We start from the raw sequence: 13,003 nt of genomic DNA, 5'->3' as shown, positions 1-13,003 counted from the left end.
AAATTATATTCAATTAATAAATAAGGGGTACGGAGTTGTGTAAATGATGGGAAGCAGTCCGGGGTCCGATAAAATGAATTAGAATGCAGACTGGGATTTGATAGCCAAGAAAACAGCGAACCAAAATGCTTCGGGATGAGTCCGCTGTGCTTTATACTTTTGCTCCTTCAAGTGTTCGCATCTTCCATTGATACAAGCAAAAATTTTCAGCTTAGAGTTTTGTTATTAATCCTTCCCATTGCAATGGTGCTGTAATATCTGCCATCAGACAGCTGTTTATCCATTTTTAATATTCCTTCAATTTCGAAGCCATTTTGCTCATAAAGCTTAATCGCCTTCTCGTTTGTTTCAAGAACATTTAAAGTAATCTTCTTAATATGATTGGAGTCCGCCCATTGAATAGACTGAACTAAAAGATTTTTTCCAATAGCAAAGCCCCAGAATTCCTTGAGTACACATACTCCAAATTCCACTTTATGCCCGCTTCTTTTCAGTTCGCTGCCTTCACATCTGGAGAAGCCGGCAATTTTCCCATTCACTTCAGCAACCAAAAATAGATTCCGGCCACTAATGGAATCTTTATTAACTAACTCCTTAAAATCAGTTTCATCTATGTATGCTTCGCCTGCTTCGCGGTCCATGTTCTCCGTTTCTCCACCCTTACTGCAGATAGTTCCTTTGCATCTTCCTCGACAGCAGATCTTATAATATAGTTAAAATTTTTAACAATGTATTCTTTTGGTTTTATAATCATAAAATTCCCTCTCTTTTTATCTTGAGAAATATCACGAAGTTCAAGAAGAAGAGCCATTTCTCCTCCATAAAAGAATGGCTCATACAGTTAATTAATGGTCGCCTTCTGTATAGATTTGAAAATTCACTCCGAATTTGTCGATTACGCTGCCATATGCAGGGCTGAAAAATGTTTCCTGAAGAGGCATCGTCACTTGTCCGTCCTGCTGCAGTGCTTCAAAAAATTTCTTCGATTTTTGAGAATCTGATGTAGAGAGGCAAATGGTCACCTGATTGCCTATTTGATGACTCTGGCCAGGGAATGTATCGCTAAACATGAGTTCGTTCTCCCCAATCTTTAAAGTTGCATGCATAATGCGGTTCTTTGCATCTTCTGGAAGTGGATATTCAGGGTTTTCCGGCCCTTCCTCAAATGTTTGCTTATACAGAACTTCCGCTTCCAGCGCCTCTCTGTAAAATTCAATTGCTTCAGTCGCATTTCCGTCCATCACTAAATATGGAATCACTTTAACTGTCATCTTAATCAGCTCCCCTAATTTTTTCATTTTTCTTAACATTTATTACAAAATTGATTTTACTACAAAGAACATACGTTCGCAACTGTTTTTTAAAAAAATAAATATAATCGGTCTATTTTATTCACTAATTCTATATTTTATAGGAAAGGTGCAATAACTTGTACCACATTCCATAGAAAAAAGGTGTGATGAGAGTGTTTACGGTGTATTATCTTGATGGGAGAAATGTTTTATTAAATCAGCTTCGCAACAGTGTTCCAAATGAAGGTGAAGAGGTTAAGATCAAAGGACGAAAAGGCAAAGTGACCAGTGTAACGGCAGTAGAGGAAAGAAAAATCCATATTCAGGTAGAGCTTGAAAGTGTGAATAAAGCGAAGCTTGCAGCAGAAGATGATAAAAAGAAAAAGAAAAAGCGATGAGAAAAACCCGCCAAATTCTGCGGGTTTTTCATATTAGTGCAATGTTTCTCTGATTTCCTGCATTTTTTTCCTGATTAGAGGATAAAAATTATTCTTAGCGCTTGCAGTCGAATTCCCGCCAAAGAATTCGGTGCCGGGACAGGTTTTCACAGCATGCCCATGACTGCTGTCCAGCACCCGCTCACCGGAGTTAATATCCCACCAATGATGATAGGTGATGCTGTCTATGGATGGTGCCAGGCCATATTTCATCATCAGGAGAGCTGTGACTGTCACGATTGTTTCTTTTTGTTCAGCAGTCATATGATTATCGTCAAAATTCCCAAGATTTTCAATCGCTATCGCATCCGCTTCAATCTTGTGCATAGCTTCTTTATTCTGAAGTCCAAATGATCCTTCCGGTGCTATATCGAACGGCCTCCCCACTGCCACCTTTCCATCCGGGAAAGTCGTCAGCTGCTGGCTGATCATACTCCACTTCATGCCGCTTATATGATACTCCTCCATTCCCTTCATTAAAGCAAAATGATTTGAACCATTGAACTGTTTGTAAGAAGGCTGATAAGTGTGATGCTGCTGAACTTTAGCCACTTTTCTCGTGAACTTCTGATTGAATATCCAATCCCGGAATTCCTCTCTTGTCATGATGACAAACTTTCCATTCATGGACAATTTCCTGGGAACAATCCTTAGCTTTTGCCCTGCATTTATGGAACTGGATGATAGCCCATTTGCTGACTTAATAATCGGCACGGCTGAATCATATTTTTCCGCCAGCATCCATAGTGTATCTCCGTGTGCTACTTTGTACATGATTGGAACACGGAGCTTTTGCCCTATTAAAAGCCTGTCTGACTGCAAACCGTTGTATTGCTTCAAGTCCCCTGTGGTTGATCCATATTTTTTTGCAATTAATGTCAGGGTATCCCCCTGCTTTACCTCATAAATATTGCGGGGATTGTTTTCTGCATGTACAGAGATCCAATTGAATTGCCAGATTAATGCAAGACTAAAGACTAGAAAAATGCATTTTTTCATTCTCAATGTCCTTTCCATTCGTTTTTATTATTTTTATTTAACTAAAGGAATTTATCCTAACTTTTTGGCATGACCAAAAATCTGCAGGGTATTTTCTATAGCAGGGAAAACTAAAAAAAAATGTAAGGTGTGTATCAGCATGAAAAATGATTACTTCTCAGAGGTTTGTGTACATGTTCAGATTCCTGGTGGATTTAGGCCGGCAGAAATAGAACAATCAGATTTTACTTTCGACCGTGAAGACCGCTTTATCGATTACCGGCTCGAAAAAGATGGGCAGGATTATGATGTCAGCATGGATGACAATGGGCAGTGGTATTTTTTCACTTCATTCGTTTGTGATTCACTGGATGAGCTTAAGCTTTCCAGACAGATCTTCAGGCCGCCCTATTTAAAGAAGGAGGAATTGCCCCTAGCGGATTTAATGGAGAAAATACAAATCAGGCCGTTATACGAAGGACATGATAAAGCATACGGGCACGCTTTTGCTTTATCAGATAACCTGTCTTCTGTCCCTGCATTTCGACAGGCAAGAATGGCCAATTATGATGGTTCGGATGATCCCGCGATAATTAAAAAAATCCATTATATCCAAAATGAATACAAGGGTAAAAGCACACGGTTTATTTCAGGATTTGAGACACGTTCTTTTGCGACCATCACGGAAAATGATTACTATGCCAGGGAAATACACCTGCCGAATAATGCTAGAATTTATTTGAAACTGTTTGTTTACTTTTCAAGATATGGTATTATTCCTTCACAGCAGATGATGCCGCGCTTTCTGGCGAATTTGTGGGCGTCTGCACAGAGTTTGAATACTGCGGCCAACCCTGCCCTTTATAGAGAAGAAAATATAGAAACATATTAGGGCAGCTGCACTCAGCCGCAGCTGCCCTTCAACTTAGCCTGATGTCCCCATTTCTTTTATTGATACGTTAATGCTGAATTTAACCGGAATCTCACTAAACGTTTCATCCCAATTATTTTTAACCTTATTCCACACTTGAGGATAACTGATTTGAAGAGTTCTTCCAAATCCCATGACATCCATTTTATACTCTTCCTGTGTTTTCGCTAATACATTTTTTACCAGACGCTCAATTTCTTTTTCTGCAGCTTTTTCCGCCCTTTTCATGTACTTGCTGTCAAATGCTTTTCCACTGATATCCCAATGCTCACCTATACGCCCTTCAGTTTCAATTTTAACCGTGAAAGAAATCGAATCTCCTTTTACAGTGGGTTTTATTTTACTTTTCATCGATAAACTCTCATATACAATTGGCAGATGCGCTTCATCATCATAGCTCCTTACAAGCCCGCCTTTCCCTTTCCCTGTTATCCAGGATACTCCTTCAGTTTCCTGATCATTCAAGAATGCACGGAGAGTCTTCGTATTTCCGTCAATCATTGCAGCACCTGTAAGCTTTCTATCATTATTTTCTGTCGCAACTGTCTGCAAGAGAAAGCTATTTCCTGAATTCAGCTGCCCTTCTATTTTGGCTATTGGCGTGGGAGTAAGGATTTTCGTGGTCCGTTCCATACCTTGTACCATTTCGACAACCTGGATTGCAGGAATAACAGTTGCCTCGGCAGATTCCAGGGTTTTACTTGCACTGCCTTTGGCAATAACAATTAGCGTACTTGGCCGCATCTCCTGTTCTCTGCGAAAAAAATCGAGCACCTGTTCAAGATTATAGCTGCGGGCAAGTTCCTCCCCAATAACGATGACTTTGGCATGTTCTCCAAAAGCACGTTTGTCAATTCGCAGAATCATATTTCTCAAAGCAGGGAGAACCGCATCTCCTGTTTCCGTAATATTTTTATATGCCCTCACTTGTGATTGCCCGCCATTCATTGCATTATTGGCTGTCTCTGCCGTAATAAGCTGATTCGTCAATTTGAAAACATCACCATTGGTCATGCCTCTTTGGCGATCTTCAAATTCCCCTTCATTGTCCAAGTCAATGGCCGTACCTATTATAAGTCCAAGCTCCTCGATTTCCTTGCTGCTCCAGCAGCCGGATAAAAATATAACCACCAGTATAAAAAGCAGGACTTTCTGAGTCAGTTTCATGCTTTACCACCCTTTATTTTTGAAATGATAAGCAAGGCGATGGGCAAAACACCAAATAATAAAAGAGCCGTATTTCCAATCATATCGCCCATTGCAAACACTTCATTCATATTGGCAGGAATCATTCCTATGAGGTAAATAACAGGCAGCAGGCCAAACTGAAATGGTCCGATTTTCTTTTTAAAGATTTGAGAAAGACCCAGCGAAGCTGCATAAAAGGTGATAGTAAAGGTTGTAAAGATCTGCATGATCCAAATAGTCAGCAATAAAGACTCAAATCTTTCAAAAATGAGCCCTTGGATTTCAAAACTTCGGATCAGATCTATCGTTGGCCAGGTTTTCGTTAAGACGCCATCCACAGACAGTGCTCCAATAACCATAACCACTGTAATCAAATAAAAGCACATTGAAGTTCCTGTGCCAACTAAGACTACCTTCACTGCCTGTGATGGCTTATCCATAAAAGCGACAATGACAAGCATAATCTCGATTCCTAAGAAAGCGACAACTGTCGTACTCACACCTTTTATAATAGGAGTTATTCCTGAACCTAAAACCGGACGGAGATTATCAAGTTCAAAGATTCCCATACTCATGCTGATGACAATTAGAAAAATGATTACGGTAATCGGAAGAATCAGTTCAAATAGACGGGCAATTGGGTCAATGCCCCCGACGATGAGATAAAGGCCTATCCACATAAATGGCATAATGATCGCCCAAATAGGGGTGCCTTCAAGCAAAAATAAACTTGTTACCTCTGAAAGTACCCTTACTTCATAGGCAGCAAGGCTAAAGAAATAAATGACCATGACCAGACTGAGGAAACTGCCGATCCATTTGCCTGCTATTTCCTGACTATATTTATAAATGGTCCTGCCAGGATACCTTTGGCTAAGCTTCGCGATTATTACCCCTGATCCCATAGCTAATAGACCGCCTAGAATTACTGTTATCCAAACATCAGGCGATTTCAATTTTTCTGCTGATGATCGCGGTAAGGTAAGTATGCCTGCAGCAAGAATATAATTAACCAGGATGACAGCTGCTTGAAGACTTGAAAGCTTCTCCTTTGAACCGATTTTCAAGCGGATAACCTCCTGTGAAATAGTCTATCTTTTCCGAGTCGGATCTTTTGGATGAAACATACTTGGCCTTTCTTTCAATACTTTTAAAGGGAATCGTACGATAAAGTCCTTCCAGTCACTAAGCCGGTAAGGAACGGCCAGACTGATATAGGGGACACCAAAACTCTTGAGCTTGACTAAATGACTGCTGATAAAAAGGAAAAACAAAATAACTCCATATAAACCAAAAACAGCAGCAAAAAACATGCAGGCAAAACGAAGATAGCGCAGAGAAATCCCTAAGCTATATTCAGGAATAGCAAAAGATGAAATGGCGGTAACCGCAACAACAATGACCATAATTGGGCTTACGATTCCTGCTGAAACTGCTGCTTCCCCAATAATTAAAGCGCCGACAATGCCGATTGCAGGGCCAATTGGCTTTGGCAGCCTCAGCCCGGCCTCACGAAGAATTTCTATTGCCACTTCCATAATCAGAGCTTCTATTATAGAAGGAAAAGGAACCCCGTCCCTGGTGCCGATAATGGACATCGCTAATTTAGTCGGGATCAGTCCCTGGTGGAACGAGACAAAAGATATGTACAGCGCAGGTCCAAAAAGAGATATAAAGATGGCAATAAAACGCAATAATCGGATGAGCGAGCCGGAAATCCAGCGTTCATAATAATCCTCAGAGGCTTGAAGCATCATGCTGAATGTTACAGGAACCAGGAGTGCAAATGGGGTGCCATCCAGCAAAATGGCCACTCTCCCTTCCATTAAAGCAGCATTTACCCTGTCAGGCCGTTCAGTATTCTGCACCTGGGGAAATGGACTAATGTAATTATCCTCAATAAGCTGTTCTACATACCCTGATTCCATCACATTGTCGATGTCAATTTCCCTGATTCTCGATTTTACTTCCTCAACTATTGATGGATTTGCAATATCTTCAATATAAGCAACAATAAGGTCCTTTTTTGAGCGCTTTCCGACTATAAACTTTGTGAATATCAGCTTTTCCGTTCCTCCATTTCTCCTTAATAGAGCTGTATTATCACTAAGATTTTCTGTGAAGCCTTCACGCGGCCCTCTGACAGCCTGCTCGGAAACAGGCTCTTCAATATTTCGTGTTTTCCCCTTTGCGGTACCCAATATAAGCATTTTTGAGGATCCATCCAGGAGAAGTACAGCAGAGCCCTTTAAGATTTGCGGTACCGTTTCTTTTATAATAGAGGCAGTATAAATATCACTGAGGGATAGAATATGATTTTTTATATAATCGACTGTGAATTTCTCATTTACCTCATGGCTGCCATAATGCTGTGTATCTGTAAAATCCTGCATTAGCGACTTCATGATATGTTTATCAATCAGCTCTTTATCTGAAAGGCCGTCAATAAAGATTAGTGCACCCCGAATACTCGTCAGCCCAATATTAAACTCCCGAAAATGAACGTCTGAATTATGGCCAATCTCCTTTTCGAATACTTCCAGATCTTTATGAATATCACCAGAAAGGCTATAAGCAGTTTCACCTTCATTTATCCCGCCATGTTTCCTGATGCTGTTTTTTAGTGGTTTCTTTTTTATCTGGTAAATTTTCATTTTAAAGAACCATCCTTTGAAGGCCCGATTTTGCGAAATAATGCTGAAATCCCTAAAGGTACAATTAGCACTGCAAAACTCTGGAAGAGAATCTCCCAATCAGGCAGATGGGAAACGATAGCTTTCCACATTTTATTCACCCTTTAAATCAGCTAAAATGCTGCTGAACGGTACAGGAATTATTACTGATGTGATTAGGCTTCCACTTCATTCATTCAAACATCCATTCAAATACCATGTTTAAAGAAATTTTTATAGAGCTCTCAATGCAGTTTTTTTGTTTTTTTATGTAAGCGTATCCATTTCGCCACAAAGAGCCATTTTCCGACCTTTCAGCGCAAGAAAAGTCTAATCCTGCGCTTTCCCGAGAAATACGAAAAGCGCAAAGCGCCTTGCCCGCCCCGACACCTAAAGGGGGCATGCTGCTTGCACTAGACAGTTATCGAAGTTTAAAACTTTAACAAATATTAAATGAAAAAAGCGGGGAATAATTTCCCCGCTCATTTGCCGTCTGTAATTTCTTTGAATATTTCATATGATCGTTTTTGTTTTTCTTCATCATAGATATAAGAAACCGCCATGATTTCGTCAACATTGTACATATCCTGGAACTGTTCCAGCTGCCCTTTGACTGTTTCTTTGCTCCCCATAAAGGTCACGCTTGACATTCCCTCTGCCGCTTCCTTCTCCATTGGGTTCCAGATCGAATCCAAGTCCTCAACTGGCGGGCTCAATTTCATGGAAGTTCCTCTGACAACATTCAAGAAGAACTGCTTCATCGTGGTTGATAAGAATTCGGCTTCCTCATCCGTTTCCGCTGCAATGACATTTAAGCAAACCATCATATATGGTTTATCGAGATACTTAGAAGGCTTAAAGTTGGCACGGTAGATCCGGATGGCATCCTCCATCCATCTTGGCGCAAAGTGTGAGGCAAATACATAAGGAAGCCCCAGCTCAGCAGCCAAATAGGCAGAATCTGTCGAAGAGCCAAGAATATAAATTGGAATGTTCGTTTCCACTCCCGGGTGTGCTTTTACATAACTTTGCTCCTCTAATGGACCAAAGTATGTCAGCAGCTGCTTCACATCTTCCGGGAATGTATAAACAGAATCATTTTTCGAGCGGCGAAGCGCATTAGCCGTCATCATATCCGTACCAGGTGCCCTTCCAAGACCAAGATCGACACGATCCGGATAAATGGTCGCCATCGTTCCGAACTGCTCGGCAACAACTAATGGTGCATGGTTAGGCAGCATAATTCCGCCGGAGCCGATTCGAATGGTTTTTGTATGTTCCAATGCATGCTTTATAAGTATAGCAGTGGCAGAACTGACCAGTGTCGGAGTATTATGATGCTCCGCAATCCAATAGCGTTTGTAGCCCATCACCTCTGTTGCCTGAGCCAGATCAACCAGATCCTCGATCGCCTGTCTGCTTTCCTTCCCCTCTCGTATTGGGGCAAGATTCAAAACAGAAACAGGTATTTGTATATTTGTCATTTTATTATCTCCTTCATGAAGAATTGATTTTATTTTAACAACCGAAATAAATTTAGGAAAATATAATGCTTAGTGTGAGCAAAATTATAGAGGAGAATTTATTAAGAATTAAATTATAAAGGTTATGAGCGATTTTCTTCGGGTTATGAGCGGAAATGCTATTTTATGCGCGATTTTCCTCGGGTTATGAGCGAAAACCATATTTTATAAGCGATTTTCCTCGGGTTATGAGCGAAAATCCTATTTTATGAGCGATTATCCTCGGGTTATGAGCGGGAACCCTATTTTATGAGCGAAATTGTATCCATGTCCAACATCAGATTTTACCCACAGCCTAAGTATGAAAAAACCAGCCCCTTCTATAGGGGCTGGTTATCAGCTTACTCTTAACGGTTCTTCGTTCTCAGGACAATCACTGTTCTTTGCAGGTTCCTTTTTACTCAAAGCCAGCAGCAGAATCATTCCAAAGATACAGGCTGTACCCGCCCATTGGAACATGCCGAATGGTTCATTGAGCCAGATAACAGTAGTAAATACTGCAGCGAGGGGCTCCAGGCTGCTTAACAGACTGGTTTCCGTTGGAGAAAGGGTTTGGAGACTTTCAATATAGAACCAGAACGCAAGCATTGTTCCAAAAATAATTACGAAAACCAAATACAGGAATGCTTCGGCCGATAAGCTGCCGAAATCCATTTGCCATGGGGGATGGATGAAACTCAATGCAGATCCGCCAATGACCATCGCCCATCCAACCACGACAAGGGAATCATATTCCTTCAGCAGCGGGACGGCATACAAAGTATAAAACGCCAGTGCCACACCAGATAGAACTCCCCAGACAATGGCCGGTGCCGGTACGGACAGCTGAGAAACAGAACCGTTGGTCAAAAGAAAGAAGCAGCCTGACAGGGCAAGGGTAATTGTTACAAAATCCTGTCTTGAAAACACCGTTTGTTTCCGTAAAACCAGGTAAATGATAATCATAGCAGGTGCCAGATATTGAAGCAGTGTGGCAACAGCCGCATTGCCATGATGGATGGATGCCATATAGGTATACTGCACGGCTAGCATTCCTGCGAGACCAAAGATCAAGAGCATGATGGCTGCCTTTTTATTTTTCCAGACTCCAAATACCTGTGAGCGGTCTTTCAGCAGAAATTGAACGGCTAACAGAAGAACACCTGCTGTCAGCAGACGGGCAGTAACAAGCCAATCAACAGAGATTCCAAATTCCTGAAAAAGCTTTTGCGCAACTGTTCCGCCAACACCCCAAAATGAAGCTCCAAAAATAACAAGCAATAAACCGGTACTCCTTGAACGACCCCTCATGTAAATTCCACCTTAAATATAATAATAGTGTTATAATAAGCCAAATGCTGTGATAAAAATAGCTAAATACAATAAAAAAATATAACTATATTGAGGTGGCATTTTGCAGATTAAAGATTTTAAAGTGGATGAAAGCCTGAAAGAGCTTACCAGCCACAGGACAGTGGTGCTGCCTGTCGCCTGCTACGAAACGAAGATTGCAGATAATATACAAGGTAAAATCCCTTTGCACTGGCATGAGGAGATTCAATTTATCCTGTCAGTAAAAGGCGATGCTATGGTCCATATAAATGAGGAGAAATTGGCGGTTAAAGAAGGTGAGGGCATTTTCATCAATAGCGGATGTCTCCATTCGGCCGAGGATGTTAGCGGAGATTGCGTATATATTTGTTTAAATGTCTCCCCTCATTTCCTGCTTCCAGAGGAATTATACAGCAGCTATATTTTTCCATATATATCAGCAACAAATCTCCCATACATCATCCTGAAACCCAGCGAGGATTGGGGAAAAAGCATATTAGAAAGCATGATGGAAATCAAGAAATTAATTAATGACAATTCTCCATTTTACGAGATTAACATAACCAGTCTGCTGACATTCATTTGGCAGCAGTTAATCAGAAACGGATTCCAATTGGAATACAGCCAGACTGAAGTGGAAAAACATAAGCGGATGAAGGAAATGCTGAATTGGATCCATCAGCATTTCGCTGAAAAAGTCACGCTTGCTGATATCGCCAAAGCTGGCAGGCTGAACAATTCCGAATGCTGCAGATACTTTAAAAAAATCTTAAAGACGACACCCATTAACTACTTGATTCATTATCGCATCCAAAAAAGTCTCCCCCTGCTGCAAGAAAGAGACTCCAATGTCACAGAAGTTGCTTTTAAAGTAGGATTCAACAGCAGCAGTTACTTTATAGAAAAATTCCGCAAGTCTATGAATATGACACCTTTAGCGTATAAAAAGAATCGAAATTAATTGCAGCACATCAGGAAATGGCCATTGATTGTCCGAACTGTTCCTGCCCGGGGGCTGAAATATATGTGTTTATTTCTAATGTCCGGCTGTCTATATTCAAAAAATACTCTTTCAGGTTTCCCTGATATACAACATGGAAATCTTCCATTTCCATAAACTCATGCGGTATAATCAGCGACGGCGGTTTAGTAAAATGAACAATTTCACACCTCTGCAGGACAGTTGCTACAAATTGTGAGCAGAAAAAAGCATTATTTCTTGAGAGCTGTTTATTAAACATGATTGCAAAAAGCCCCAGCAGATTATAGCCGTAATTGTCTTTTTCAGTTTCTATCTTATTTATGAATGCTTTAAGCTTACTCTGCTGTGCATCTGTAACAGAACAGCTAATAATCGTACATCTTGAGTCACAAAAAAATTCTCCCCGGATATTTTCTTTAACAAAACCGCCTATGAATGGATTTTTCGCCGTTTTTCTGCCAAAACTGTATACTTCTTTTAATTCAGGATCAAGTGAGATAGATGCATGATTATACGGCTTTCTTGTGTAAAGCTTAATAAGCCGGGTAAATAACGTTCCGGTATCCGTAAGGAGTATATAGATTTTTTGATTAGACATAACGTATCTCCTTATCAAAATTATGATTATATTTTTATAATAAAGAAACACGGTCTATAGATTAAGAAGCCAGCGCTGTATATGCTTCTAGGGCTTGAGACTTATGGCTAATGGAATAATTTTCATTCATAGCACTTTTAGATAAAAATAAATATAAATGTAGGAAAATGAAGTGGAAGTCTAGAACTTTATGCAGTGAGCATGAATATGGAGGGTGAGTTTATTTGGAACAGACTATTTTTCACCATATGGAAACAGTGCGGGGCATAACTGAAAAATCGATCAAAAGTATTCCTGAAGAAAAATCTGATATCATTCCCGAAGGATTCAACAATAGTATCCGCTGGAATTTCGGTCACATTGCATTTGTGCAGGAAAAGCTGGTATTTGGAATATCCGGTGAAGAAATGAACGTCCCGCTGAACTATGAACGGTTATTTGGCGCTGGAACAAAGCCTGCAGATTGGACCGAAACACCGCCTTCATTTGATGAAATTTCATCTGTCTTATCTGAACAAAAACCCAGAATACAGACATTTCTTCATGGACGTCTTCATCAAAAACTGCCCAGACCATTTACAAACCGCGGCGGAATAACTTTTCACACAACTGGAGAGGCATTTCTGTTTGGATTTTATCATGAAGCGATGCATATGGAAACAATCAAACGCATCTATCGATCCATTTCTTCTATGCTGGACTAAATATCTATGAAAAGACTGTTGAGAAAGAAAATTCTCAACAGTCTTTAATCAAACCTTTAAATTCAGTTTACCATGGACACCTATTTCTGCGTCTTCTATCATCATCACTTCTTCTGCGATCTTTTCTATCATCCTCGACAACAATAACCCTATTCGCACGGATTAATACATTATCAACTTCAATTTCTCTTCTTCTGTCATCACGATCAAATGCACCTGCTACATCATCAAATCTTCTTCTTCCACATGACATCTAAATCACCTCCTTGTCCCATTTACATTAAAATATGCATTCTTTGAAAGAATGCTTGTATTAGCACCCTGATGAAGATATCTATTTTTTAATAAGGGAAAGATTCATTTTTTTGAATTAGAAAATCCTCTTGT

The 13,003-nt window shown here is 40.3% G+C and carries 13 protein-coding genes and 1 pseudogene; 4 read left to right on the top strand and 10 right to left on the bottom strand.

Features of this window, described 5'->3' with window-relative positions; all coding sequences use genetic code 11:
• Positions 1-206 precede the first annotated feature (206 nt).
• Positions 207-754 (bottom strand): annotated as a pseudogene (locus JI665_RS11020) (GNAT family N-acetyltransferase).
• Between the two features lie 91 nt (positions 755-845).
• Positions 846-1,271, bottom strand: coding sequence for a VOC family protein (locus JI665_RS11015; protein ID WP_206839386.1), 426 nt, complete (start codon positions 1,269-1,271; stop codon positions 846-848).
• A 194-nt stretch (positions 1,272-1,465) separates the two neighbouring features.
• Between JI665_RS11015 and JI665_RS11010 the strand changes: the two genes are divergently transcribed.
• Positions 1,466-1,690, top strand: a complete 225-nt coding sequence (locus tag JI665_RS11010; protein WP_206839385.1) for a hypothetical protein — start codon at positions 1,466-1,468, stop codon at positions 1,688-1,690.
• A gap of 33 nt (positions 1,691-1,723) precedes the next feature.
• Here JI665_RS11010 and JI665_RS11005 read toward each other — a convergent pair whose 3' ends face one another.
• Positions 1,724-2,728, bottom strand: a complete 1,005-nt coding sequence (locus JI665_RS11005; RefSeq protein WP_211202531.1) for a LysM peptidoglycan-binding domain-containing protein — start codon at positions 2,726-2,728, stop codon at positions 1,724-1,726.
• Positions 2,729-2,867: 139 nt separating this feature from the next.
• On the opposite strand from JI665_RS11005, the gene JI665_RS28565 reads away from it, so the two are divergent.
• The gene (locus JI665_RS28565) at positions 2,868-3,599 is read left to right on the top strand and encodes a hypothetical protein (RefSeq protein ID WP_244671153.1); all 732 of its coding nucleotides are present in this window, start codon (positions 2,868-2,870) and stop codon (positions 3,597-3,599) included.
• Between the two features lie 33 nt (positions 3,600-3,632).
• Here JI665_RS28565 and JI665_RS10995 read toward each other — a convergent pair whose 3' ends face one another.
• The 5 genes from JI665_RS10995 to JI665_RS10975 form a co-directional block, all read right to left on the bottom strand.
• Positions 3,633-4,805 carry a Ger(x)C family spore germination protein gene (locus JI665_RS10995; RefSeq protein WP_206839384.1) on the bottom strand — a complete coding sequence of 391 codons (1,173 nt, stop codon included), beginning with the start codon at positions 4,803-4,805 and terminating at the stop codon, positions 3,633-3,635.
• A complete protein-coding gene (locus JI665_RS10990; RefSeq protein ID WP_206839383.1) occupies positions 4,802-5,893 on the bottom strand; it encodes a spore germination protein in 1,092 nt (363 codons plus the stop codon). Before JI665_RS10990 ends, JI665_RS10995 begins: the two co-directional genes overlap by 4 nt.
• A gap of 24 nt (positions 5,894-5,917) precedes the next feature.
• On the bottom strand, positions 5,918-7,480 hold the full coding sequence (locus JI665_RS10985; RefSeq protein ID WP_206839382.1) for a spore germination protein: 1,563 nt from the start codon (positions 7,478-7,480) through the stop codon (positions 5,918-5,920).
• 500 nt (positions 7,481-7,980) lie between these two features.
• Positions 7,981-8,982, bottom strand: coding sequence for an LLM class flavin-dependent oxidoreductase (locus JI665_RS10980; RefSeq protein ID WP_206839381.1), 1,002 nt, complete (start codon positions 8,980-8,982; stop codon positions 7,981-7,983).
• Positions 8,983-9,357: 375 nt separating this feature from the next.
• Positions 9,358-10,311 carry an EamA family transporter gene (locus JI665_RS10975; protein ID WP_206839379.1) on the bottom strand — a complete coding sequence of 318 codons (954 nt, stop codon included), beginning with the start codon at positions 10,309-10,311 and terminating at the stop codon, positions 9,358-9,360.
• A 103-nt stretch (positions 10,312-10,414) separates the two neighbouring features.
• Between JI665_RS10975 and JI665_RS10970 the strand changes: the two genes are divergently transcribed.
• Positions 10,415-11,293 (top strand): AraC family transcriptional regulator, encoded by an 879-nt coding sequence (locus JI665_RS10970; protein WP_206839377.1) that lies wholly within the window; start codon positions 10,415-10,417, stop codon positions 11,291-11,293.
• Positions 11,294-11,303: 10 nt separating this feature from the next.
• Here the strand turns inward: JI665_RS10970 and JI665_RS10965 are convergent, their stop codons facing one another.
• Positions 11,304-11,912, bottom strand: a complete 609-nt coding sequence (locus tag JI665_RS10965) for a hypothetical protein (protein WP_206839376.1) — start codon at positions 11,910-11,912, stop codon at positions 11,304-11,306.
• Between the two features lie 224 nt (positions 11,913-12,136).
• Between JI665_RS10965 and JI665_RS10960 the strand changes: the two genes are divergently transcribed.
• Entirely contained in the window at positions 12,137-12,616 is a 480-nt protein-coding gene (locus JI665_RS10960) for a DinB family protein (RefSeq protein ID WP_206839375.1), read from the top strand.
• A 67-nt stretch (positions 12,617-12,683) separates the two neighbouring features.
• Here JI665_RS10960 and JI665_RS10955 read toward each other — a convergent pair whose 3' ends face one another.
• Complete coding sequence (locus tag JI665_RS10955; RefSeq protein WP_206839930.1) at positions 12,684-12,869, bottom strand: hypothetical protein; 186 nt, start codon at positions 12,867-12,869, stop codon at positions 12,684-12,686.
• Positions 12,870-13,003: the final 134 nt, after the last annotated feature.

Source organism: Bacillus sp. NTK034 (genome assembly GCF_017303275.1).
GTDB lineage: Bacteria > Bacillota > Bacilli > Bacillales > Cytobacillaceae > Cytobacillus.
The sequence above is the reverse complement of the archived record's forward strand: the minus strand, read 5'-3'. Positions and strand labels throughout refer to the sequence as shown.

What these genes read in the sequence shown, in the direction of transcription:
- JI665_RS10980 (WP_206839381.1), bottom strand. Translation starts at nt 8,982, where the DNA reads ATGACAAATATACAAATACCTGTTTCTGTTTTGAATCTTGCCCCAATA.
- JI665_RS10995 (WP_206839384.1), bottom strand. Translation starts at nt 4,805, where the DNA reads ATGAAACTGACTCAGAAAGTCCTGCTTTTTATACTGGTGGTTATATTT.
- JI665_RS10985 (WP_206839382.1), bottom strand. Translation starts at nt 7,480, where the DNA reads ATGAAAATTTACCAGATAAAAAAGAAACCACTAAAAAACAGCATCAGG.
- JI665_RS10965 (WP_206839376.1), bottom strand. Translation starts at nt 11,912, where the DNA reads ATGTCTAATCAAAAAATCTATATACTCCTTACGGATACCGGAACGTTA.
- JI665_RS11015 (WP_206839386.1), bottom strand. Translation starts at nt 1,271, where the DNA reads ATGACAGTTAAAGTGATTCCATATTTAGTGATGGACGGAAATGCGACT.
- JI665_RS11005 (WP_211202531.1), bottom strand. Translation starts at nt 2,728, where the DNA reads ATGAAAAAATGCATTTTTCTAGTCTTTAGTCTTGCATTAATCTGGCAA.
- JI665_RS10955 (WP_206839930.1), bottom strand. Translation starts at nt 12,869, where the DNA reads ATGTCATGTGGAAGAAGAAGATTTGATGATGTAGCAGGTGCATTTGAT.
- JI665_RS10975 (WP_206839379.1), bottom strand. Translation starts at nt 10,311, where the DNA reads ATGAGGGGTCGTTCAAGGAGTACCGGTTTATTGCTTGTTATTTTTGGA.
- JI665_RS28565 (WP_244671153.1), top strand. Translation starts at nt 2,868, where the DNA reads ATGAAAAATGATTACTTCTCAGAGGTTTGTGTACATGTTCAGATTCCT.